Source organism: Neoalteromonas arenosi (genome assembly GCF_030362855.1).
GTDB classification, from domain to species: Bacteria; Pseudomonadota; Gammaproteobacteria; order Enterobacterales; family Alteromonadaceae; genus Alteromonas_E; species Alteromonas_E arenosi.
Genome location: NZ_JAUCBP010000007.1, coordinates 726,191 through 749,204 on the forward strand (window position 1 = coordinate 726,191; position 23,014 = coordinate 749,204).

17 protein-coding genes and 1 pseudogene are annotated in these 23,014 nt (G+C 44.8%); 3 read left to right on the forward strand and 15 right to left on the reverse strand.

Annotated elements, in window-relative coordinates:
• Nucleotides 1-2: 2 nt before the first annotated feature.
• The 7 genes from prpC to QTP81_RS09675 all read right to left on the reverse strand — a co-directional run bounded on the left by prpC (nucleotide 3) and on the right by QTP81_RS09675 (nucleotide 6,388).
• Nucleotides 3-1,127, reverse strand: a complete 1,125-nt coding sequence (gene prpC, locus QTP81_RS09645; protein ID WP_289365143.1) for a bifunctional 2-methylcitrate synthase/citrate synthase — start codon at nucleotides 1,125-1,127, stop codon at nucleotides 3-5.
• Between the two features lie 36 nt (nucleotides 1,128-1,163).
• Nucleotides 1,164-2,039: a methylisocitrate lyase gene (gene prpB / locus QTP81_RS09650; RefSeq protein ID WP_289365144.1), complete on the reverse strand. Its 876-nt coding sequence runs from the start codon at nucleotides 2,037-2,039 to the stop codon at nucleotides 1,164-1,166.
• 12 nt (nucleotides 2,040-2,051) lie between these two features.
• The gene (locus tag QTP81_RS09655) at nucleotides 2,052-2,705 is read right to left on the reverse strand and encodes a GntR family transcriptional regulator (protein WP_289365145.1); all 654 of its coding nucleotides are present in this window, start codon (nucleotides 2,703-2,705) and stop codon (nucleotides 2,052-2,054) included.
• Nucleotides 2,706-2,904: 199 nt separating this feature from the next.
• Nucleotides 2,905-3,243, reverse strand: coding sequence for a zinc ribbon domain-containing protein YjdM (locus QTP81_RS09660; RefSeq protein ID WP_289365146.1), 339 nt, complete (start codon nucleotides 3,241-3,243; stop codon nucleotides 2,905-2,907).
• Between the two features lie 49 nt (nucleotides 3,244-3,292).
• Nucleotides 3,293-3,439 (reverse strand): DUF2256 domain-containing protein, encoded by a 147-nt coding sequence (locus QTP81_RS09665; RefSeq protein WP_289365147.1) that lies wholly within the window; start codon nucleotides 3,437-3,439, stop codon nucleotides 3,293-3,295.
• A complete protein-coding gene (locus tag QTP81_RS09670; RefSeq protein WP_289365149.1) occupies nucleotides 3,426-4,964 on the reverse strand; it encodes a cryptochrome/photolyase family protein in 1,539 nt (512 codons plus the stop codon). The genes QTP81_RS09665 and QTP81_RS09670 overlap by 14 nt, the downstream gene beginning before the upstream one ends.
• The gene (locus QTP81_RS09675) at nucleotides 4,964-6,388 is read right to left on the reverse strand and encodes a cryptochrome/photolyase family protein (RefSeq protein WP_289365150.1); all 1,425 of its coding nucleotides are present in this window, start codon (nucleotides 6,386-6,388) and stop codon (nucleotides 4,964-4,966) included. Before QTP81_RS09675 ends, QTP81_RS09670 begins: the two co-directional genes overlap by 1 nt.
• 115 nt (nucleotides 6,389-6,503) lie before the next feature.
• Between QTP81_RS09675 and QTP81_RS09680 the strand changes: the two genes are divergently transcribed.
• The gene (locus QTP81_RS09680) at nucleotides 6,504-7,802 is read left to right on the forward strand and encodes a DASH family cryptochrome (RefSeq protein ID WP_289365151.1); all 1,299 of its coding nucleotides are present in this window, start codon (nucleotides 6,504-6,506) and stop codon (nucleotides 7,800-7,802) included.
• Nucleotides 7,802-9,328, forward strand: a complete 1,527-nt coding sequence (locus QTP81_RS09685; protein ID WP_289365152.1) for a cryptochrome/deoxyribodipyrimidine photo-lyase family protein — start codon at nucleotides 7,802-7,804, stop codon at nucleotides 9,326-9,328. Before QTP81_RS09680 ends, QTP81_RS09685 begins: the two co-directional genes overlap by 1 nt.
• A gap of 91 nt (nucleotides 9,329-9,419) precedes the next feature.
• Here the strand turns inward: QTP81_RS09685 and QTP81_RS09690 are convergent.
• Nucleotides 9,420-9,686 (reverse strand): annotated as a pseudogene (locus QTP81_RS09690) (hypothetical protein); the annotation flags it as partial.
• 257 nt (nucleotides 9,687-9,943) lie between these two features.
• On the opposite strand from QTP81_RS09690, the gene fabA reads away from it, so the two are divergent.
• Entirely contained in the window at nucleotides 9,944-10,465 is a 522-nt protein-coding gene (fabA, locus tag QTP81_RS09695) for a 3-hydroxyacyl-[acyl-carrier-protein] dehydratase FabA (protein WP_289365153.1), read from the forward strand.
• Between the two features lie 57 nt (nucleotides 10,466-10,522).
• Here fabA and rmf read toward each other — a convergent pair whose 3' ends face one another.
• From rmf to QTP81_RS09730, 7 genes are all read right to left on the reverse strand, one after another.
• Nucleotides 10,523-10,696 (reverse strand): ribosome modulation factor, encoded by a 174-nt coding sequence (gene rmf, locus QTP81_RS09700; protein ID WP_289365154.1) that lies wholly within the window; start codon nucleotides 10,694-10,696, stop codon nucleotides 10,523-10,525.
• Between the two features lie 309 nt (nucleotides 10,697-11,005).
• A complete protein-coding gene (locus QTP81_RS09705) occupies nucleotides 11,006-12,709 on the reverse strand; it encodes a DUF3466 family protein (protein ID WP_289365155.1) in 1,704 nt (567 codons plus the stop codon).
• 20 nt (nucleotides 12,710-12,729) lie between these two features.
• Complete coding sequence (uup, locus tag QTP81_RS09710) at nucleotides 12,730-14,667, reverse strand: ATP-binding cassette ATPase Uup (RefSeq protein WP_289365156.1); 1,938 nt, start codon at nucleotides 14,665-14,667, stop codon at nucleotides 12,730-12,732.
• Nucleotides 14,664-14,894 (reverse strand): glutaredoxin family protein, encoded by a 231-nt coding sequence (locus tag QTP81_RS09715; RefSeq protein ID WP_289365157.1) that lies wholly within the window; start codon nucleotides 14,892-14,894, stop codon nucleotides 14,664-14,666. The genes uup and QTP81_RS09715 overlap by 4 nt, the downstream gene beginning before the upstream one ends.
• Nucleotides 14,885-16,978, reverse strand: a complete 2,094-nt coding sequence (gene rlmKL / locus QTP81_RS09720; protein WP_289365631.1) for a bifunctional 23S rRNA (guanine(2069)-N(7))-methyltransferase RlmK/23S rRNA (guanine(2445)-N(2))-methyltransferase RlmL — start codon at nucleotides 16,976-16,978, stop codon at nucleotides 14,885-14,887. Before rlmKL ends, QTP81_RS09715 begins: the two co-directional genes overlap by 10 nt.
• A gap of 31 nt (nucleotides 16,979-17,009) precedes the next feature.
• On the reverse strand, nucleotides 17,010-18,017 hold the full coding sequence (gene pyrD, locus QTP81_RS09725; RefSeq protein WP_289365158.1) for a quinone-dependent dihydroorotate dehydrogenase: 1,008 nt from the start codon (nucleotides 18,015-18,017) through the stop codon (nucleotides 17,010-17,012).
• 68 nt (nucleotides 18,018-18,085) lie between these two features.
• Entirely contained in the window at nucleotides 18,086-22,933 is a 4,848-nt protein-coding gene (locus QTP81_RS09730; protein WP_289365159.1) for an NAD-glutamate dehydrogenase, read from the reverse strand.
• Nucleotides 22,934-23,014: the final 81 nt, after the last annotated feature.

The window sequence follows — 23,014 nt, forward strand, 5'->3', positions numbered from 1 at the left end:
AATTACCCGCGCTCTTCGATTGCTGGTACTGGTCGCAAATCTTCACCAATGTACTCAGCCGATGGACGAATAATACGGTTGTCAGCGCGCTGCTCCATTACGTGTGCAGCCCAACCTGTTAGGCGTGACATAACAAAGATTGGCGTGAACAACTTAGTAGGAATTTGCATAAAGTTATATGCTGATGCATGGAAGAAATCCGCGTTACAGAATAGTTTCTTCTCGCGCCACATCACTTCTTCACATCGAACAGATACCGGATACAACACAGTATCACCCACATCAGCAGCTAATTTCTCAGACCATTGCTTGATAATTTCGTTACGCGGGTCGCTTTCTGAATAGATTGCATGACCAAAGCCCATGATTTTTTCTTTGCGGGCCAATTTACCCATCATTTCTTCTTCGGCGTGATCAGCTGATGTAAAGCCTTCTATCATTTCCATCGCCGCTTCGTTAGCACCACCGTGCAACGGTCCACGCAATGAACCAATTGCGCCAGTAATACACGAATGCATATCTGAAAGCGTTGAAGCACAAACACGTGCGGTAAAAGTAGATGCGTTAAATTCGTGCTCTGCGTAGAGGATCAGCGATACGTGCATAACTTTAACGTGTAGCTCATTAGGTACTTCGCCGCGTAACATATGCAGGAAGTGTCCACCGATAGAATCGTCATCGGTTTCTACGTTAATGCGTACATTGTCGTGAGAGAAGCGATACCAATAACAAATGATACTTGGGAAGCACGCTAACATGCGGTCAGTTACGCTTTGTTGTTGCTCAAACTCAGTTTCCATCTCAAGGTTGCCTAACATCGAGCAACCGGTGCGTAAAACGTCCATTGGGTGGGCATCGGCTGGAATGCGCTCTAGTACATCTTTTAGCGCTTGTGGCAAACCACGCAGACCTTTCAATTTTGCTTTGTAGTCATTGAGTTCAGTTTGGTTGGGTAAATGCCCTTTTAAAATCAAGAAAGCGACTTCTTCGAACTCACATTTTTCCGCTAAGTCTTTAACGTCATAACCGCGATAAGTTAATCCTGATCCTGATTTACCAACAGTAGACAAGGCTGTTTTTCCAGCAACTTGCCCACGTAAGCCAGCACCACTTAATACTTTAGCCATTTTAATTCTCCAAATAGGGTACGATTTTGTAAGGTTTTAATTTTTTGATTCAGCGAAAAGTGCGTCGAGCTTTTGCTCGTAATCGTGATAACCAAGGTAATCATAGAGCTTCATACGCGTTTGCATCATGTCAACGACCGCTTTTTGGTCACCGTCTCTGAGGATTGCGGTATACACAGTTTCAGCCGCTTGGTTCATTGCTCTAAATGCACTAAGTGGGTACAACACCATAGCAGCGCCCCACTCGCCTAACTCTTTAGCATTCCATAATTCGGTTTTACCGAACTCTGTGATATTGGCTAAGATTGGAACATCAAGCGCTTCGGCAAAGGCGCGATAATGCTCTTCAGTTTGCACGGCTTCTGCAAAAATACCATCTGCACCAGCAGCTACGTAAGCTTTAGCGCGCTCTATGGCAGCCTCCAAGCCTTCCTGAGCAAATGCATCAGTACGCGCCATGATAAAGAAATCAGGGTCAGTACGCGCATCTACGGCCGCTTTAATACGATCAACCATCTCAGCCGTTGAAACGATTGCTTTGTTCGGTCTGTGACCACAGCGTTTTTGCGCCACTTGATCTTCCATATGAACAGCGGCTGCGCCAGCTCGTTCCATATCTTTAATTGTTTTGGCGATGTTGAATGCTCCACCCCAACCAGTATCTATGTCTACCAGTAACGGCAAGTTAGAAGCTGATGTGATGCGTTGTACATCGGCAATAACGTCGTTGAGTGACGTCATGCCTAAGTCGGGTAACCCGTAAGAGGCGTTTGCCACGCCACCACCAGACAGGTATATCGCTTTATGGCCGATCTGTTCTGCCATCATTGCCGCATAAGCATTGATAGTCCCAACTATTTGCAAAGGATAATTTTGCTTTAGCGCTTCGCGGAAACGTTTACCTGCACTCATAATTGCCTCGTTTTAGTCTGAAAGTTTGGTTTGAATATTGTTACGCGAGTAAAGAATATGGCGGCGCATTAGCATTTCTGCCAATTCTTCATCGCGATTTGAAATGGCTTTGACGATTTGAAGGTGTTCGTCATAAGCGGTAGATACTCTAGGCCCTGCCATGCCTAATTGGACGCGGTACATGCGCACCAAGTGATAAATGCCGTTGACAAGGAACTGAATCAACTGTTGGTTTTTACTACCGAGTACAATTCGATAGTGAAAATCCACATCGCCCGCTTCTTGATAGTATGTCTCGCCGTCTTTTGCAGTAGAGTGATGTTCTGTTAATAACGCAAAGAGCTCATCGATTTCATCATCGCTCATATGGCGCGCAGCTAAGCGGGCAGCCATGCCTTCTAGTGATTCACGTACGTCATAGAGTTCAACTAAACCAGTAGCTGATAATGCTACGACTCGGGCCCCCACATTGGCGCGTCTTTCAACTAAGTGACAGGACTCTAATCGATTAATGCCTTCGCGAATAACTGCGCGGCTTACTTGATAAGTTGTCGACAATTCGTTTTCGCTGAGTTTCTGCCCCGCAGGAATAACACCTTCGACAATGTCATTGCGTAGCTGTAAAAACAGCTTATCAGCAGATGTAATGGCTTGTTCGACGAGCATGTTGGACCTGATTAACTGATATTGTCGACAATAGTAGGCCTAATTTAGGGGTTTATCAAGTCATCAACACTTAATTGTCGACAATTTAACCTAGGGCATGATTGTCACTTGCACTTTCTGTACTGAACGTTCTAGGCCCCAAACGTACTTTTCGCTCGTAAATGACGTCCAAGGTACGCCATAACGTACTTTTAGGTAGCTACGCCTTTTTAACGAACTTTGCCGTTACCATCATCTCGCCGGCTCCATCTACTTTACAGTCGAGTTCGTGGTCTTTTTTATCCATTACCCTGCGCACAAGCGCCTTCGTACCTATTTTAATTACCTGCGAGCTACCCTTTATTTTAAGGTCTTTGATTACAGTGACTTTATCGCCATCACTTAGCACTGTCCCATTCGCATCTTTCACTGCAAAAGTATCATCTTGGTTCTGTTCATTTGGATCCCACTCAAAGCCACACTCTGGGCAAATTAACAATCGCTGATCTTGATACACGTACTCTGATTGGCATTGGGGACAAGGGGGCGAGGCAGACATTAACGGTCCTTAACTGAAGAGCACAGCGCCTAACTGCTGTACTTTGTGCTTATTCTTTTTTTAGTTTACCACGTTGACCAGCGCAGCGCTTCGAACAGTACACAACATTTTCCCAATCTCGCTCCCATTTCTTACGCCAGCTAAATGGCCGATCGCACACTGGGCAAATCTTGGACGGTAAATTAGACTTTTTCATTAACGGCTAATTTATCGAAAAAGCGTTCAGCGTCTTCAAACATTGCTTGCAGCTTACTGTCATCCATCCGCCCCATCGTCTTTAAAATCATACCCATGCGATGGTTATTCTCAAGCTGTGCTTTATGGCGATTGATAAAATCCCAGTAAAGATAATTGAATGGGCATGCTTGATGTCCGGTTTTCTCTTTCACGCTGTACTCGCAGCGTTTACAGTAATCCGACATTTTGTTGATATAACTACCACTGGCTGCATAGGGTTTGCTGGCTAGTTGTCCGCCATCGGCATATAAAATCATGCTCGATACATTTGGCATTTCCACCCACTCGTAGGCATCTGCATACACGAGTAAATACCATTCGTTAACCTGTTCAGGATCGAGGCCTGCAAGTAAAGCAAAATTACCCAACACCATTAACCGCTGAATATGGTGGGCATAGGCATTGTCGCGAGTTTCGGTTATGCATTGCTTCAAGCAATTCATACGAGTATCAGCAGTCCAATAAAACTCAGGTAAGTCACGCGTTGCATTCAAGGCATTCTTTGTGGCGAGCTCAGGCATAAAGTACCAATAAAAGCCTCTAATATATTCACGCCAGCCTATAATTTGACGCACAAAACCTTCAACACTGTTCAGCGGTGCCTCTCCAGCATAATAGGCCTGTAAAACTGCTTCTATGACTTCTTTAACGTCAAGCAGACCGCAATTCAAATAAAAACTGATATGACTGTGAAACATCCACGGCTGATTCATCACCATGGCGTCTTGATAGCGCCCAAAATTCTCTAAACGCTCGTCTATAAAGGTGTTGAGGACATCTAACGCTTGGTTACGTGTAACGGCAAATGCGAAATTATCAAGATTGCCAAAGTGATCGTCAAAGGTATCTTCCACCAGAGCAAGAACGTCCTGGGTAATTTTATCTGCCTCATAGTGTGAGCGCGCGGGCACGTCTTTGTCACTGGGCATTGGCTCACGATTTTGCGCATCGTAATTCCACTTTCCCCCCTCGGGTTCACCATCATTCACTAAGTAGCCGGTGTGCTTGCGTACTTCACGGTAGAAAAACTCCATACGCAGTTGCTTTTTTCCTTTCGCCCAATCGTCGAAGAAGGACTGTGGTACTAAGAACCGGTTGTCCTCTTGCATAGAAACCGTAACACCGAGCGACTTTTCCCATTCACACATTGCTTGCCAGAGACGATACTCACCTGGATGAGTAACAATAACTTCATCGAGATCATGCTGCTCAAGTGCCCAAATGACTTGCGCTTCCAGCGATCCACGATTGTCATCATGATGATAGTCGATATACAGAACATTAAACCCGTCGTCTTTAAGGCTCTTGGCAAAATGCCGCATCGCACTGAAAAGAAACGCAATCTTTTGTTTATGGTGTTTAACGTAAGTAGCCTCTGATTTCACCTCAGCCATTAACACGATATCGCGCTTCTTATCGATGCCTTGCAAGCAGGAGATCGAACGGCTGAGTTGATCGCCGAGCACCAAACGAAGTGCAGCCATTACCCTTTCACCTCATCGTAGGCGCTTAGTGCACGTTGGCGTGATTCTTTCAGGTCAACGATGGGGTTAGGGTAATCTTTTCCTAACACAACGTCGGCTTCGGATAACACCTTGTCAGGCGCTTCCCACGGTTTGTGGATGTACTTATTGGGTAATTTGCTTAGTTCTGGACAATACGTCTTCACATATTCGCCCTGCTTGTCAAATTTCTCTCCCTGCAAAATGGGATTAAAGATACGAAAGTAAGGCGCTGCATCAGCACCAGAACCTGCGACCCATTGCCAACTAGCCGTATTCGCAGCAAGGTCAGCATCGAGTAAACAATCCCAAAACCATTTTGCCCCTGCGCGCCAGTCAAGTAATAAGTTTTTGACCAGAAAAGAGCCGACCACCATTCTGACTCGATTGTGCATATAACCGGTTTGCCACAGCTCTCGCATGCCTGCATCAACGATTGGTATGCCTGTTTGCCCACGCTGCCACGCAACTAATGCATTTGAATCATTCAGCCACGGGAATTGGTCAAATTTTTTATTAAAGTTATCAGTGGTGATTTTAGGCCAGTGATACAGCAAGTAATAACTGAATTCGCGCCAGCCCAGTTCACTCAAATACGTATCAATATTATCATTATCGCTGCCGCCAAAAGCATCCAAAATCGAATACCAAATCTGATTGGGTGAGATCTCACCAAAATGTAAGTGTGGTGATAATTTTGAGGTACCTTCAACAGCCGGAATATTGCGTTGATCGCGATATTGTTGAGCCGCATTTTCGATAAATTTTGACAGCTTTTCGGCCGCGCCGACTTCTCCGGGTTCCCAAAGTGCATCAAAATCATCAGCCCAATCCAACGTTGGTAACAACGCTAAGTCTTCGACGTCACCCAACTCAACATCGTGGTTGGAAAATTTTATATCATCAGGCGATTGTAAGGGATAGCGCGGCGATGCGTGACCAAGGCAGCCATTGCGGTAATAAGGCGTGTAAACCTTATAAGGTGTCCCATCGTTTTTCAGGATCTGCATGGGCTCCCACAATAAACTACCGTTAAAACTTTTAACCTTGTAATCCGCTTCTTTAAGCTTCTGTTTAATGTCTTTATCGCGCGACAATTCACCCGGCTCATAACGCCGATTCCACACAATCGTGTCGACGCCAGCCGCTGCCGCGAGCGCCAGTATCTCATCTGCAGCTTTTCCTTTTCGAATAATCAGCTTGTCTTTGAGTGTCTTTTGCAGGCTTTGTAAGGAATGATGCAACCACCATTTAGAGGCCCCGCCTAACGGCTCAACGTCATCGCTTTGCTCGTCAAAAACATAGAGCGGAATAATATCCCCCTGCTCTACGGCCCAACTCAGTGCAGGATTGTCTTTAATACGGAGGTCTTGTCGAAACCAAACAAGCGTCGTTTGTTTTGTCATGTTTTTAGCGTGCTGAATTACTTTAGTGATTGTTACTGAATACACAGATTTTTCGATCCATTTATTCAGAAAAACACTACAAAAAATCGTCAAAACTAACGGTATTGCAGACAATATGAACAACCATGTAAAACGCGGATTGATGATTTTCAGAAATGACTTGCGTTTAAATGATAGTCCGACGTTATCGATGCTCGCACAGCTGTGCGATGAGTTACTTTGTATTCGCATTATCAGCGATAGCGAACAAGAGGCCAACGCATTCAATTTGGTAAGCCTCGGTGCACACCGGTATCGATTTTTACTTGAGTGTTTAGCTGATCTCAATACACACTTGCACGAATACGAGCAGTCCTTGGTGGTACTGCAAGGTGACCCCTACACCGTCATTGCTGACTTGATCAATAAAGGACACTTTAGTCATGTAGGAATGGCGAGTGATTGTGGCGTGTATGAACGAGAGTTATCTGTATTTGTGAATAAATGTTGCAAACAAAACCACGCGCGTTTCATAGACGACTCGGCGGAATGCTTATACCAACAATCAGATTTGCCCTTTTCACTCGAAAATATGCCTGATGTTTTCTCGCCATTCAGGCGCAAAGTAGAGAAATACACTGAGCCAAGAAAGCCAATCAAAATACCCAATGAGTTGCCTAAACAAGCTGCTATTCCCGGTGAATTAATTCCCATAAATGTAGAGCGCGCACTGACATCAACCACGCCCAATAAAGTCGCCCAGTTTATCGGTGGTGAGAAAATCGCTTGGCAGCAAGTCACCTATTACTTTGATAAGACACATTACATTCAACGCTACAAGGATACGCGCAATGGACTGGACGGTTGGGATTTTTCATCAAAACTCAGTGCGTGGTTGGCACACGGCTGTATTTCCGCTGCTAGTGTGGCAGATGCTCTGGCTAATTACGAAGCCCGTGAGCATCAGAACGAGTCAACTTATTGGTTGTTTTTTGAATTGCTGTGGCGAGACTTCTTTCATTGGCAGATGTACAAGCAACAACATTTGATGTTTGTGTTTTCAGGCATACAAAACAACTTCCCCAACACCCTTCATGATCGTGAAACATTCGAAAAATGGTGTGCTGGGGAAACCGGTTACGACATTGTGGATGCCTGTATGCGCCAACTAAACGCTACAGGGTTTATGTCAAACCGCGGTCGTCAGTTAGTCGCAAGTTGTTTCGTTCATGAACTTGGACAGGACTGGCGCTATGGTGCAGCTTACTTCGAACAGCAACTGATCGATTATGACGTTGCAAGCAATTGGGGTAATTGGCAATATCTAGCGGGCGTAGGCAGCGATCCGCGCGGTCATCGACAATTTAATTTGCATAAACAAACGCAGATGTACGACCCCCAACATCACTTTATTAACCATTGGCTACAGCGCTAGTGTCTAAATCGATTCAAATTGTTTGGTTTAAAAGGGACTTGCGCTTGCGTGACCATGCGCCATTGGCAGAAGCGAGTTGTCGAAATGAACCGACTGTACTGTTGTACATTATTGAGCCCATGCTTATCAATGATCCGCACTTCGATATTCGCCATTGGCGCTTTATCACTCAATCTATTACAGATTTGAACGAACAGCTGAGTGCCAAGGGCGCATGTATCACGCTAGTTATCGGTAACGCGGAGCAAGCATTCGCATCGATTGCTAAGCAATTTACTATCGCAAGAGTACTTAGTTATGAAGAAGTCGGGCTTGATAATACCTACCAACGCGATAAACGCCTAAAAGCTTGGTTTAACGGTCATGGTATCGATTGGCTGGAGTTTGCGAATGGTGGCGTAACACGTGGATTAAACAACCGACGTAATTGGAAACAGCAATGGCACGATTACCTGAGGCGACCGGTTGACGATCCGGCGCTTGAGGCCTTGCAAGTGATTGAGCCAGAGAGCTTGGGTACACCTTTGTCACTGAGTAACGCTGTAAAAGTCCATCATTTGGATGATACAACAGACATTATCTCTTCATTAAACGCATTGACCGCACCTGCGCAAACCTTCCAGCCAGGTGGCGAAAAGCGCGCGTGGTATACCCTTAATCACTTTTTAGCCGAACGTGGTATTAGATATGCGCAGCAAATTTCCAGTCCTAGTCTAGCAAGAAAGTCTTGTTCCCGATTATCGCCATATTTAGCGTGGGGAAATATTACACCGCGTCAGGTACTCAATCGACTGAACAGTAAAAAATCAGACAGTGATTGGAGGCGCACAGTAAAGGCGTTCTCGTCTCGTATTCAATGGCGTTCGCATTTTATCCAAAAGTTTGAGAGTGAGTGCTCGATGGAAATTAGTCCCGTTAATAAAGCCTACGAGAACTACCCATACGCTGGTGCGCTGGACGCCGAACCCAAAGTTACCGCTTGGCAACGAGGAGAGACGGGGTTTCCGTTAATTGATGCTTGTATACGCGCAGTAATTGCAACAGGCTATTTAAACTTTCGGATGCGTGCAATGCTGGTCAGTTTTTTAACGCACCATCTAAATGTCGATTGGCGCAAAGGCGTGGTATTTCTAGGACGGCAGTTCCTTGATTTTGAACCCGGCATTCACTACCCACAGTTTCAGATGCAGGCCAGCGTAACAGGTACAAATACCATACGCCTTTACAATCCGTTAAAACAAGCACTAGATCACGATAAAGATGGTCGTTTTACGCGTAAATGGGTACCTGAATTAGCTGAAGTCCCCGATGACTTGATTCACTCACCATGGAAGCTTAGCGCGATGGAACAAAGACTTTACGGTGTGGAACTTGGCCGAGACTACCCATTACCTATTATTGATATTGAACAAGCGAGTCGCGAAGCGCGTGACCGTCTGTGGTCCTTTCGCGAACGTGATGATGTTAAACGCGAAGCTCGACGAATATTAAGCAAACACACCATACCTGGTTCGCCCAGAACCTAAACTAAGACGCTTTTTTGATGCGTTCTTTAGTGTTTGCATCAACTTGAGATTGAGCCTCCATTTGCTGCTTAGCTTCTTGCTCTTCTGAAGGCTCATGATCTTTAAGCCATTTGGTCAGTAATCCAATTTGCCCGCATTTATACGCTGCGTAAGTCAACCGTAATGCATTAGATAAGGTTTCGCTATCGTTCCAATTTGTTACGTCGCTAATTTCTTTGTAGCACCGCATCGCTTGCGGCGTAATGTAACCGCGGACTAATTTCTTTCCCTGAGCCTTTTGACGTTCTCGAAACCGTTTTTGTTTTAGCGCGTTTGCGGAAGGCGTTTTTTTAGTGTTTTTCTTCTGGCCGATTTTCATTTTTTTATCTCATTCTTATAACTCTGAAAATTGTAGCACACCTTCCTCTACACGGTTATGCGTTACCATGAAAAACAACACTAAGTGACTAATAATCATACACTTTATAATTGACTCTTGGTTTTCTGTAAGAACTATAATAAAAATAATGCTACATAGGCTTAATGTGACAATTTATTGAAAATTCACTGTTCAGAGTTGTTTAGCGTACAAGTGTTCGCTAAATTAGCGGCTCATTTACAGCAGTAGACGGTTTTATGTCATTACAAGATAAAAATAGTTTTAGTCGAGAAGAGCTTTTAGCCTGTAGTCAGGGGGAGCTTTTTGGTCCGGGTAACAGTCAGTTACCAGCACCTAACATGCTTATGATGGATCGTATAGTATCGATCACTGAAGAAGGCGGTGAAAATGGTAAAGGTGAAATCATAGCCGAATTAGATATCACACCGGACTTGTGGTTTTTTGATTGTCACTTCCCAGGCGATCCAGTAATGCCGGGCTGTCTCGGGCTTGATGCTATGTGGCAATTGGTTGGTTTTTTCCTAGGTTGGAGTGGCGGCCCAGGTAAAGGAAGAGCACTAGGCGTAGGTGAAGTTAAGTTTACCGGCCAAATCCTACCAACAGCTAAAAAAGTCACTTATCACATCCAAATGAAACGCGTTGTTAAACGTCGTTTGTTCATGGGCTTGGCTGATGGCGTCGTCAAAGTTGACGGACGTGAAATCTACAGCGCCAAGGATCTGAAAGTGGGCTTATTTCAAGATACTAGCAGTTTCTAAAAAGAACCCCGCAACAAATGCGGGGTCTTACTTCATACTTATCGATAACGTTAGCGCCTAACGGGTAAGTCCTAGGCTTCTGTCTTCGAGTGCTTCTCTCCAGCCTCCTAACCATTGCGACCTGGCGTCTGAGGTCTGAAATGGACAAATATCTTTTGAACGTCCAGAAATTCCTGCTTGATAACCTTTTGCGTGAGCACGCGTCAACTTGTCTCTTTTTTGTCTTTTCATTGAGTTACCTCGGTTGAATTAAACACAAGGCGCTTTTTGAACTTCTTTCTCTTTCTGTCGCAATTTTGCTGTAAAGTTTTGCAGCGCCACTATTAGAGATAGAGGATCACTGAAGCGCATTCAAGTGCAAATAATCAAGAACACTATTGACATCGCTTAACATGATGAAAGTTTTATGAATTTTTTATTACACTATTTGGTTATAAATTTAGGCGTTTTTATGGTTAAAAAGAACGCAAAAAAATGGAACTTATCAGCAGTGCTTTTTTCACATAAAAAAGCCCGCATCAGCTTGCTTGTAACGATTCCTCAGACTTTTCGTCTGCGTCTTACTATCATGGCTAGCAACAATGCGACTAATCCAAAATTCCAGCTCGCTCCCTGACGTTCAATGACCTCAACCTCAAACTGGCAGTCGTCAATTTCACCATTCGGTATAGGAATTAATTTAACCGCATAGACAGTATCAACTAACGTCGTTTCGCCAGCATCGTTTAACACAGGCTCACCATTGACCTCTTTGCTTGGCGCACGCAAACGCGCATTTACAACTATTTCGTTGTTATTATTGATATCAACAGCATCCACTAGCGTATATTCGCTATCACACTCTATCAGCGTATTGAGGTTAATAAACTCTTGAGTATCAATGTTAAACATGAAAGCATTTTTTTCGCGCACAGTTTCAACTGACGCTTCAACTTCACTTTCACCCACTATGATGTTGTTGTCGTTTATTGCCCGCGGGGTTGTACCTGCGGTGGAGAAAAAGCCTGAAGGATACTCTACAGTTTCTGTCGCTAGGTCATATACAAACAGTGTTTCACGCGATACACCATTCGATTCTCGCGTTACTGTACCAACGATGTAGTCGTCATTTATCAGTAATGCGTTGCTCAATTGATTTTCTTCACGCGGTAGCAATTCAGTGGTAACCCCATTGCTGTACATTGTTGCAACGAGCTGCGCCTCCGTTTGACCGAAGGAGCTACCTGGTCGAGTTACCACGACACCTTCACCGGTCATCGAATCGCCAACAGCAATACCAGCATCATTAATATCAAAAGCACGTGCAATATAATTAAATGTATCGTTTTCTTCTGGGGTAAATAGTAAGTCATACGTTTCTACATTAATCACCGCCCCATTCACATCCAACTGCCAAATGTGTGGTCGCGTGCGCGCTGAGGCTCGCAGCGCATTGGTCGTTCCTGCGCCGGTTTCACGGATGTTACGTAAACACAGCTCCTCAGGGATATCGCCACGTACCTCTGGATCAGCACAAGTATCAATCAAATCAACACCACTGCCATATAATTCTGTTGCTCCAAAGCCAGCGACTTGCATATTAGAATTAATAGCATACGCTTCACTGTACCCACCTAAGCGCGTTTCCACTGAAGTTAAGCCTGTAGTTACCCCGTTAACCTCCACAAACCCCCGCGTAATATGGTCACTTAGCACAAACGTTTGTTCATCACCATCCGCGTTTACATAATCAACTGTCAAGTAGGGTGCATCACTACTACCGACAACAGTAGAGCTACCCAAAATGTCGCGTGCGCGCACATTTACGCTGTTGGTGTAGTCGTCAAAAGTCTCGGTTACGATATCCAACCCAGGAATGAGGTCATATTCTGCCCCCGTAACAAAATAACTCCGGAATTCTGCTAAGCGTTGCAGTGTTACACTGTTATTTGCGCGGGCCGATAACAATAAGTTAACCAACGTTGTGTAGTCAGCTAAATTAAAGTTTCCCGCACGAGCTGCATCGACGTCGGTAAGCAAGTTGATTAACGATTCGCTGTCAAAATCCAACAAGGTTAAATCAATCGGTGGGTTAAATTCATTCTGCGTGGTTGCAACAACTGTCCCATCGTCAGCGATAGCTTGAGCGAAATGATTGATTGAAACAGTATCTAGAGGCAATGGCTCTAATCGATATTGGGCTGCATTAATACTACTTGCTGAAAATGCAATGGTTGCTGCCACTGCAAGCCTGGAAAACTTCATTCACTATCCTGTTTAGTTATTTATTCTAGCGCACTTTCTAATTCATCCCAGCGTGCATAAGCGTGTTCTAGCTTAGACTCGACGTCAGCTAGCTGGTCAAGCACAGACTTGGTTTCATCTGCTGGCTGGTTGAAGAATTTTGGGTCGTTAATTGTCTCTTGTAATTCAGTTTGTTCAGTTTCTAGCGTGGCAATTAAGGTCGGTAAACCATCTAATTCACGCTGATCTTTATATGATAACTTTTTGTTGCGCTTCGGAGAAGCCTCCGATTGCTTAACGCCATCGCTATGACCCGAAAATGATGGGTTAGTTTCATTCTTTTTAGTCTTTATCGGTGATTGCGATTGCTCTGTCAGTTTGTGTTTAGCATACCAAGCTTGAACATCGCTATAGCCACCCACAAACTCCTTAATTAAACCCTGGCCTTCAAAGAATAAACTCGCACTAACGACATTATCTACAAACTCTCTGTCGTGACTCACGAGCAACAGTGTGCCCTCATAGTCAACCAATAGAGACTCTAATAGTTCTAATGTTTCAACATCCAAATCGTTTGTCGGTTCATCGAGGATCAACAGGTTATTCGGCTTTAACATAAGGCGAGCCAATGTGAGGCGGTTCTTTTCACCGCCTGACAGTGCGCGAACGGGTACGTTTGCACGCTCTGGCGCGAATAAGTAATCTTGTAGATAACTCATCACATGACGTGGTTGGCCATTGACAACTAAATCGCGTTTACCATCACCGACAGTATCAATAACCGTCTTATCGAGATCCAAATCACTGCGATGTTGATCAAAATAGGCTATTTCTAGGTTCACTCCCCGTAATACTGCACCTGATTGAGGCTCAAGCTCCCCTAGCAACAGTTTGATCAAGGTACTCTTACCACACCCATTGGGACCGATGACCGCTACTTTGTCACCGCGCAAAATACTTACATCTAAGTCTGCCACTATCGGCTTGCCAGCTATTGAATACGATAAGCCATGGGTTTCAAACACCCGCTTACCCGAACGCTGAGCTTGGTTTTGCGTGACTTTTGCTGTACCCATTACGTTGCGCCGTGCTTTGCGTTCTTCACGTAGTGCTTTAAGTGCTCTAACCCTGCCTTCATTTCGCGTTCTGCGCGCTTTTATGCCTTGTCGGATCCAGACTTCTTCTTTGGCCAGTTTTTTATCGAATTCAGCATTATGGTTGGCTTCTACCTCTAAGTCTTCGGCCTTCTTCACAAGATAAGTGGCATAATCCCCTGGGTAGCTGGTCAATTTACCGCGGTCTAAATCAACAATACGCGTAGCGAGATTGCGAATAAACGCACGGTCGTGACTGATGAATACTATTGCGCCTGAAAACGCTTTCAAATGTGTTTCAAGCCACTGAATCATTTCGATATCTAAGTGGTTTGTCGGCTCGTCCAATAAAAGTACATCGGGGTTACCAACTAAAGCCCTCGCTAATGCAGCTTTACGGCGCCACCCACCACTCAACTCAGCTAATGACTGATTTGGGTCGAGTGACAACATCGTGAGTACATTGGCGATTTGTTGCTCTAGTTGCCATGCGTTGTGAGCCTCTAACTCTTCTTGTAACTGCTGTAAGCGGTTGAGCTGCTTTTCACTGGGGTCGTCAGAGACGACTTTTAGTTGCTTAAAGTAAGCCTTGAGAATGTCTCCGGCATCGCTCAGACCCTCAGCGACGTAGTCAAACATAGTGATCTGCACACTTTCTGGGGGATCTTGAGGCAAGCGTGCGATCTTGGTCTGACTGGGAACGACCCGCACACCGTCGTCGTAGCTAATTTCGTTGGCTAACACTCGCATTAAAGTCGACTTACCGCTGCCATTGCGGCCAACTATACAAACACGCTCTTGGGGTTGCAGGTTGAATTCGACAGCATCGAGCAGTGGCGGCGTACCGTACAACACCGATACTTTCTTTAATTGGATCAAACTCATTGTAAAAACCGTTCTATATCTTGTGCCGTAAACGGCCAACCAAGCTCTAGATCATTGTCTCTGCGTTTTAATACGGGAATACGTACCGCATACAAATGATAATCGTCAGGGTTTTCGCGAATGTTTCGCTTCTCTACACTAAACGTAACATTGTGCACCTGCTCTAGCTCAACTAAAGCCAGATCACAAAGGTGGCATTGAGGTCCGGTGAATAAAATTAACTGCACTTTGTTAGTCGCCAACACTGATGAATTTTTGGGTTGCGTTTAAAGTCTTCAGGTAACGTTTCACCCGAGATGTTCTCGACACTTAAACCCAAGGCTTCGACTGCCACTTGATCGAGTTTAAAACTCCGCAGATTATTGGAAAAATAAATTACGCCGTTTTCAGTCAAGTTTCGGACGGCGTCAGCAAGCAGTGCCACATGGTCACGCTGCACATCCCACGTCCCCTCCATGCGTTTAGAGTTAGAAAACGACGGCGGATCGATAAACATTAAATCAAACTGTTTGTTGTTATCAGCTAACCATTTAACGCAATCGGCTTGAATAAAACTATAAGCGCCGGTTAATCCATTGAGTTTGAAATTGTCCTTAGCCCAATCCAAATAGGTCTTTGACAAATCAACCGTGGTAATTGAGCGAGCGCCCCTCAATGCGCAGTGCACCGATACACTGCCGGTGTAGGCAAATAAATTTAATACGTGCTTTTGCTGTGCCTGCTCTGCGAACATTTGACGCGTTACACGATGGTCAAGGAATAAACCACAATCGAGGTAGTCAGTCGGGTTAATATAAAACTTAGCACCACTCTCCTCAACGACTATCCGAGACGACTGCTCAGCAACCTTTTGATATTGAGCGCTACCTTTCTGTTGACTGCGCACTTTAACCGCGATTTTTTGTGGATCAAAACCGGTGATACTCGGCAGTTGTATAATGATGTCATTCAACCGACGACGTGCTTTCTCAGCTGGAATATTTTTCGGCGGCGCGTATTCCTGCACCACTAACCAATCGGCATAGACATCGATTGCCACGTTGTAATCAGGTAGGTCGGCATCGTAAATGCGATATGCATTGGTATTCGCTTTCTTTAAAAAGCGTTGTAGTTGTTTGATGTTCTTCTTCAGGCGATTGGCAAACTCACTTGTTGTTGATGAATCTCGAACTTCTAAATTCGCAGTATCCATGACGTAATTCGCAAGTTTACACTCGAGATTGCCGTTCATTAGCGCGTATTCGTTCTTTGCTCTTAGCTTTAACTGGCGTAACAAATCTCGCTGCGATGACAACAAACTGATACGCCAATTGGCAAAATTCTGCTTCAGCGCAATCCCCCACTGATTAAAAAATGGAACTAGGGTTGCCATGTCGCTCAGGCGCTCTCCGTATGGAGGATTTGACACCATAAAGCCTTCGTCTAAACCCTCAGGAACCAGACTTAATGCGTCTTGGCGCTGGAACTTTATGGCGTTAAATACTCCGGCTGCATCGGCATTCTTTTTGGCTATGGCGATTAAACTAGACTGATTGTCATTGGCGACGATGGGCCCTTTGGGGTCACAAATACTGTCTTTAGCATGGCTTAAAATTGATTCCCACAGGCGTTGATTGTGTTGTTGCCATTGGGTAAAGCCCCATCGCTTGCGCGTTAGACCTGGCGCACGATTAGTACTAATCAGCGCAGCTTCAATAGCAATTGTTCCAGAACCACACATGGGATCTAACATCGGTTTTGACTGCGCTTCAAGCCAACCGGAACGATAAAGAATAGCACTGGCGACATGTTCTTTTAATGGCGCTTCACCGGTTTCACTGCGATAACCACGTTGATGCAAACTACCACCCGATAAATCGATACCGAGAGTTACCGTATCTCGCCATAAACGCGCTTGAATGATTACATCCGGATTGAGTTTATCGACATCGGGGCGAGCATTGCCTAGTCCGATAAAGTGATCAACGATGCCATCTTTTACTCTTTGTGCCGCAAACTGGCTATTCTTCAGTGCGCGATTAGTGCCGCTAAAATTAATCATAAACGTCTGTTTAGCATCAAAATGCTGTTGCCACTCAATGCTCGATACAGTGTCATAAAGTTGTTGAGCGTTGTCCGCAGGGCCTTGGGTTAATACCCAAATCACACGGTTTGCGAGACGCGACCACAAGCAGAGACGGTAGGCATCAGCGAGCTCCGCCTCAACGATCACCTGGCCAGGCTTTAAACGCGGTTGTAAGTTTGGACAAATACGTGTGACTTCATCGCGAAGTAACTCGTCTAAGCCTCGGCTCGTGGTAAGAATAAGCATTTGCGGCGCACTGGCCGTTGCAATGTTCAAATTAAAGACCATTTACAATTGTTTGAACCAATTTCGGTCCATGATAAATTAGCGCAGAATACACCTGAACAAGACTAGCACCGGCTTGGAGGCGTGCTTTAGCGGCCTCCGCCGAATCAATCCCGCCGACACTAATAATAGGCATGCGCTGTTCTAGCGCATCAGCAAGTACACGCGTAACGTGCAAACTCTTTTCGGTCAGTACCGACCCCGACAGGCCGCCGGCCTCATCAGCGTGCTCTAGGCCTTCAACCGTACTGCGATCCAATGTAGTATTCGTTGCGATTACGCCGTCAATTTCAGCAGTGAGTAACGATGTAGCTATAGAGTTAATCTCCTCGTCGGATAAATCTGGCGCAATCTTTACTAACAGCGGTTTATAAGCGCCGTGTTGTTCACACAATTCACGCTGTCGCTGCTTTAAACCGGCCAGTAGCGCATCAAGCGCTTCACCATATTGTAAATTGCGTAGTCCAGGTGTATTGGGCGACGATATGTTAACGGTAATGTAGTCGGCGACGGCATAGACCTTGTCTAAGCATATCAGGTAATCATCCAGCGCATTTTCTTCAGGCGTGATTTTGTTTTTGCCAATGTTGATTCCCACAATACCATCAAATTTTGCCCGTTTAACCTGTTCAACAAGATAGTCCACACCTTTGTTGTTAAAGCCCATGCGATTAATAATGGCTTTTTTCTCAGGGATCCTAAACAAGCGCGGCTTATCATTCCCGCTCTGAGGTAACGGAGTAGCAGTACCCACTTCAACAAAGCCAAACCCCATAGCTCCGAACGCGTCTACACATTCGCCATTCTTATCCAAACCTGCGGCTAAACCGACGGGGTTTGGGAATTGAAGACCGAACACCTCTACCGGTTTATTGGCCACTTTTTGCGAGTAAGTACAGCGCAACAAATTAGATTGAGAGTACTTTAACCAATTAATGGTCAAATCATGCGCTTTTTCGGGGTCACAGTTTAATAAGGCGTTTTGCACCAGTCCGTACATAAGGGGTCACTATCCAGATAAAAAAAAGCCCCGCATTGCGGGGCTATAACTTCGCAATAGGTACTATTTTAATGGTTTGCCTTCACGCTTAACAGCATCAATTCACGTAAAGCGACAGAAAACTTCGCAAAATCGTGTGTCGCACTGGTTTTGAACTCAGACATCATGTGATACCAACGTTGTAGTAAAACCTCGTTGGCATCCATCCAATCATTCAAGATTACATTAGCGTCTTTTTCGTTTGGAGCATTAAGCAGCAAGTTATTGGTAATCGAACGCTGTTGCCAATCGAGCTCTTCTCGATACGAAGCACGTGCGAGTGCCTGCCAATGATTACTAACAGATTGATGGTTAATCTGGGTTAAGAACCAATGCAGTTCAAGCTTAGAGCCCAACTGATAGTACAGTTTCGCTGCGATTGCGTTGCCGCGTTTGTCGGTTTGCGCGATTTGCGCCAAATCCAAGCAACAGAACATATTACTAAAGCTAGCAACTGAGCGAGCAATTTCTTCTGGCACGCCCTGCTCCATTAATTTAGCCGTTTCGCGTTCAACCTCAGCGTATTCTTCTTTAACAAGGTATTCGCCCAGATTGTCGCGCAGATCGCGGTAAATTTCACAATATTGCTGAATCGCCTCATCAATAGCCAATGCTTGGTTACCGTGGCGCAAGTACCAGCGAGAAGCTCGGCGAATTGTACGACGCGCTTGTTCAAGCATGCTTAGCTGAACGTCTGCAGGTACTTTGTTATCGAGCTTCTCTATTGCTTCCCATAAATCGCCAATGCCAAATATTGCTTTAACGATACTGTATGCAATAGCAACTTCGGAAACCGATGCCCCCGTTTCTTCCTGCACACGGAACATATAGTTAAGGCCCATATCGTTTACAATTTCATTGGTCAACTTAGTCGCAATAATTTCTTTGCGCAGTGGATGGTTTTGCATCTGCTTGGCAAACTTCTTGCGCAATACAGCAGGGAACGCGTTTACCAATAGCTGATCGTAATAAGGATTATCGGTAATTTCCGGCGTATTGAGTTGGTCTTTTAACACCATTTTGCCATATGCAATCAACACAGACAGTTCGGGTCGCGTAAAGCCAGCATTAGATGCAAGACGATCAGACACTTCTTCATCGTTGGGAATAAACTCTAACTCACGATTCAGTTGTCCTTCGCGCTCTAAACCATGAATAAATCGTAACTGCTCTTTAATGAGACTTGCGCCGGCGCGCTCAGTGATCGATATCGACAGGGTTTGACGATAACAGTCTTGTAAAACAATGGTCGAAACATCATCGGTCATGTCGTACAGCAACTTATTACGCTGCTTAACGGTAAGTTCGCCATCATTAACTAATGCATTGAGCAGGATCTTAATGTTTACTTCGTTATCCGAACAATCAACACCCCCTACGTTATCGATAAAGTCTGTGTTAACTCGGCCACCATTCGCAGCAAATTCGATACGTCCCAATTGTGTTAGACCTAGATTACCACCTTCGCCGACGATCTTGGCGCGAACATCTTTACCATTAACCCGTAAGGAGTCATTGGCGCGATCACCCACTTCATTGTGGCTTTCTTTACTGCCTTTAACATAAGTGCCGATACCGCCATTCCACATCAAGTCCACTTCCATTTTCAAAATGTTGTGGATCAGTTCTGTTGGCGTCATGGCATTTTGACGAGTATTCAACCACTTCTTCATCTCAGGAGAGAGTTTGATTGACTTTGCAGAGCGCAGAAAAATACCGCCGCCTTTGGAAATCAAATCTTGATTATAATCAGCCCATGACAAACTCGGGTTTTCAAACAAACGTTTGCGCTCGGCATAAGTCTTCGCAGCATCAGGGTTTGGATCAAAGAAAATGTGTAAGTGGTTAAAGGCTGCAATCAAACGCGTGTGCTCGGATAACAACATACCGTTACCAAATACGTCACCGGCCATGTCACCGACACCGATACAGGTAAAATCTGTGGTCTGGCAATCAATGCCAATTTCGCGGAAATGCCGTTTGACCGATTCCCAAGCACCACGCGCGGTAATACCCATTTTCTTGTGGTCGTAACCGATACTGCCACCAGAAGCAAACGCATCACCTAACCAGAAGTTGTATTCTTCAGAGATACCATTGGCGATATCTGAGAATGTCGCCGTGCCTTTATCGGCGGCAACAACCAAATACGGATCATCTTCGTCCAAGCGCACAACGTTTTCTGGGTGCACAATTTTGCCATCAACAATGTTGTCTGTGATGTCTAGTAAACTGCGGATAAAGGTGCGATAACACGCTTGTCCTGCTTCAAAGAATTCCTGACGCGACAATTCGGGCGATAAATTCTTACAAACAAAACCACCTTTTGCACCTACCGGAACAATAACGGTGTTTTTAACTTGCTGTGCTTTAACCAACCCTAAAATTTCCGTGCGGAAATCTTCTTGGCGGTCTGACCAACGCAAGCCCCCCCGAGCAACTTTGCCACCGCGTAAGTGAACCCCTTCGATCTGCGGAGAATACACGAAAATTTCAAACTTCGGCATCGGCAGAGGCATGTCGGGAATATTTTCTGGCAACATCTTAAATGAAACATAAGATTTAGGGTTGCCTTGCGCATCTACTTGATAGAAGTTGGTCCGTAATGTCGCTTTAATTAAATCTAAATAGCGTCGGATAATCCGATCATCATCTAAGTTAGAGACATTATCTAAGTGCGCTTCGATATCCGCTTGTATCGCCTCAGACTTTTTCGCATTGCGTTTTATTGCAGGATTGAACTGCTGCTCGAAAAACTTAACCAGACACTCAGCGATCTGCGGGTATGCGGCTAATGTGCTGGCGATATAATCATGGCTAAACGACGAGCCAATCTGCTTCATGTATTTGGCGTATGCACGCAAGATCGTAACATTGCGACCGGTGAGATTAGCGCCAAGAATTAAGCGGTTAAAACCATCATCTTCGAGCTCTTGATCCCAAACTTTCGAAAATGCATCTTGGAATAAGCCTTGTGCTGTCTCCATGTCAAAATCTTGCACGCGTTTGTGCAGCATTTTGAAGTCCATAATCCAGTTCACATTACCTTCTTGGCAGGTTACTCGATAAGGACTTTCATCGATGACGCGCAAGCCAAAGTTTTCAAGCATCGGTAAAACGTCAGATAAATGAATTGGCTCATCTTTGTGGAACAGCTTCAATTTAACGATTTGGCTGTCTGATGGTTCTTCTTGAGGACGATAGAACAACATATCCAAGGTGTTATCAGCGCTGAGCAACTCTAACCGCTGAATGTCTACCAATGCCGCACTAGGTAAATTTGATTCGGTATAACTGCGCGAGAATGCGTTGGCATAACGTTGCTGTAGGGCCTTACCGGCTGCTTCACCGTGGGCAGAAACAATAGCAGAGGCAAGTCGATCGCCCCAGGTTTTTGTCAGCTCAATGATGTTGTTTTCTATTTCCTTCACATTGTATTCCACGTTGTTGTCTTTCACTTGTGCAATGTAATGTGTGCGGGCATACACAGACTCAGAGAAATAAGTCGTAAACTCCACATCTTTTTCACTGCCAAAAGCTTGTTTGAGCAAGGCTTGCGTTTCTTTACGCAACTGTGTGTTGTACTTTTCACGCGGTACAAAAACCATACATGAAATAAAGCGGCCAAAAATTTCTTTACGCATAAATAAACGCGTAATTCCCCGCTCTTGCATCTTAAAGATACCCAGAACAATCTGGGTAAGCTCTGCGTCAGTACTCTGCAGGATTTCATCGCGCGGATAGGTTTCTATAATATTGACAAACGCTTTATAAGCATGAGTGCCAGGTTGTAGTCCTGATAAGCTACAGACGCGTTCAATCTTCTCTTTCAGCACAGGGATTTGAGTCGCACTGCTATTGTAAAACGACGCGGAATACAAACCAATGAAGCGATGCTCACCAATCACCTCACCTTTTTTATTAAATTCCTTAATGCCAACATAATCCATATGCGCTGGACGGTGAACCCGAGAGCGTGTATTGGTCTTTGTCAGTATTAACGGACTATCACTTAGCGCCGCCTTTTGCGCGCTAGCTGCCATGCGTGAAATCAAACGGTCGCGATCCGTCTTAGAATTTTTCATCAACCCTAAGCTACTGTCATTGTCAGGCATCCAGCGATGATCACCTTTGATTGCATTGACATCGTAATGACGATAACCCATCAAGGTAAAATTGTGATCGGCTAACCACTTTAAAAAGGTTAAAGACTGTTGCTTGGCTTCAGGCGTTTGAATATTCGTTTTATCGTTATTGATTAGTTCAATAACGTTATCGAGTTTTTCGCGCATCGCCTGCCAATCGTTAACGGCTAAAGACACTTCGTTTACGACTGAATACAGTTCATCGGTTAACTTTTTAGCTGCTGTAGCTGAGTTTTGACGGTCAATTTCAATCAGAAAAACCGTTTGCTTACTCAAATTAGTAGACTGACGTTTGGTTGGATTATCGATAAATTCAACCACGTTACCATCAGCATCGCGCTTAAGTGTCATAGGGCTGTGCAACAATAAGTGCGCAGTAATATCCAGGCGATTAAGTGCCATACGGACCGAGTCAACCAAAAATGGCATGTCATCGACGATGATCTCTACAATCGTATGACTGCTATGCCAGCCGTGCTTGGCGATTTCTGGGTTAAAAACACGAATTTCCGGAACACCGGTTTCGTATTCTTCAAATTCATGCCAAAGACTCAATGCGGCGCCGTATAAGTCGCTGTCATTGCGATCGGCTAGATCATCAGAAGCCATGTTCACATACAGGCGTTGTGCGAACTGTTTAACCAATGCAGAGAAAGCGCCTTCAACATTTTTATCGATAAGTTTATAAACGTTTTCGAGGAGTACAGAGTGAGGTTTTGTGGCGAATGTCATTCATCAACCTTTATTATTGTCTTCGCTATAGCGAGATATTGTTTAAATACAACATATTAGACGTGTATTTTCGCCAAAACT

Bases quoted from the DNA above. Each gene is read 5' to 3' on its own strand.
- pyrD (WP_289365158.1), bottom strand. From the start codon at position 18,017: ATGTACGGACTGGTGCAAAACGCCTTATTAAACTGTGACCCCGAAAAA.
- QTP81_RS09680 (WP_289365151.1), top strand. From the start codon at position 6,504: ATGAACAACCATGTAAAACGCGGATTGATGATTTTCAGAAATGACTTG.
- fabA (WP_289365153.1), top strand. From the start codon at position 9,944: ATGTCATTACAAGATAAAAATAGTTTTAGTCGAGAAGAGCTTTTAGCC.
- QTP81_RS09655 (WP_289365145.1), bottom strand. From the start codon at position 2,705: ATGCTCGTCGAACAAGCCATTACATCTGCTGATAAGCTGTTTTTACAG.
- prpC (WP_289365143.1), bottom strand. From the start codon at position 1,127: ATGGCTAAAGTATTAAGTGGTGCTGGCTTACGTGGGCAAGTTGCTGGA.
- rlmKL (WP_289365631.1), bottom strand. From the start codon at position 16,978: ATGCTTATTCTTACCACGAGCCGAGGCTTAGACGAGTTACTTCGCGAT.
- uup (WP_289365156.1), bottom strand. From the start codon at position 14,667: ATGAGTTTGATCCAATTAAAGAAAGTATCGGTGTTGTACGGTACGCCG.
- QTP81_RS09730 (WP_289365159.1), bottom strand. From the start codon at position 22,933: ATGACATTCGCCACAAAACCTCACTCTGTACTCCTCGAAAACGTTTAT.
- QTP81_RS09670 (WP_289365149.1), bottom strand. From the start codon at position 4,964: ATGGCTGCACTTCGTTTGGTGCTCGGCGATCAACTCAGCCGTTCGATC.
- QTP81_RS09665 (WP_289365147.1), bottom strand. From the start codon at position 3,439: ATGAAAAAGTCTAATTTACCGTCCAAGATTTGCCCAGTGTGCGATCGG.
- QTP81_RS09660 (WP_289365146.1), bottom strand. From the start codon at position 3,243: ATGTCTGCCTCGCCCCCTTGTCCCCAATGCCAATCAGAGTACGTGTAT.
- rmf (WP_289365154.1), bottom strand. From the start codon at position 10,696: ATGAAAAGACAAAAAAGAGACAAGTTGACGCGTGCTCACGCAAAAGGT.
- prpB (WP_289365144.1), bottom strand. From the start codon at position 2,039: ATGAGTGCAGGTAAACGTTTCCGCGAAGCGCTAAAGCAAAATTATCCT.
- QTP81_RS09705 (WP_289365155.1), bottom strand. From the start codon at position 12,709: ATGAAGTTTTCCAGGCTTGCAGTGGCAGCAACCATTGCATTTTCAGCA.
- QTP81_RS09675 (WP_289365150.1), bottom strand. From the start codon at position 6,388: ATGACAAAACAAACGACGCTTGTTTGGTTTCGACAAGACCTCCGTATT.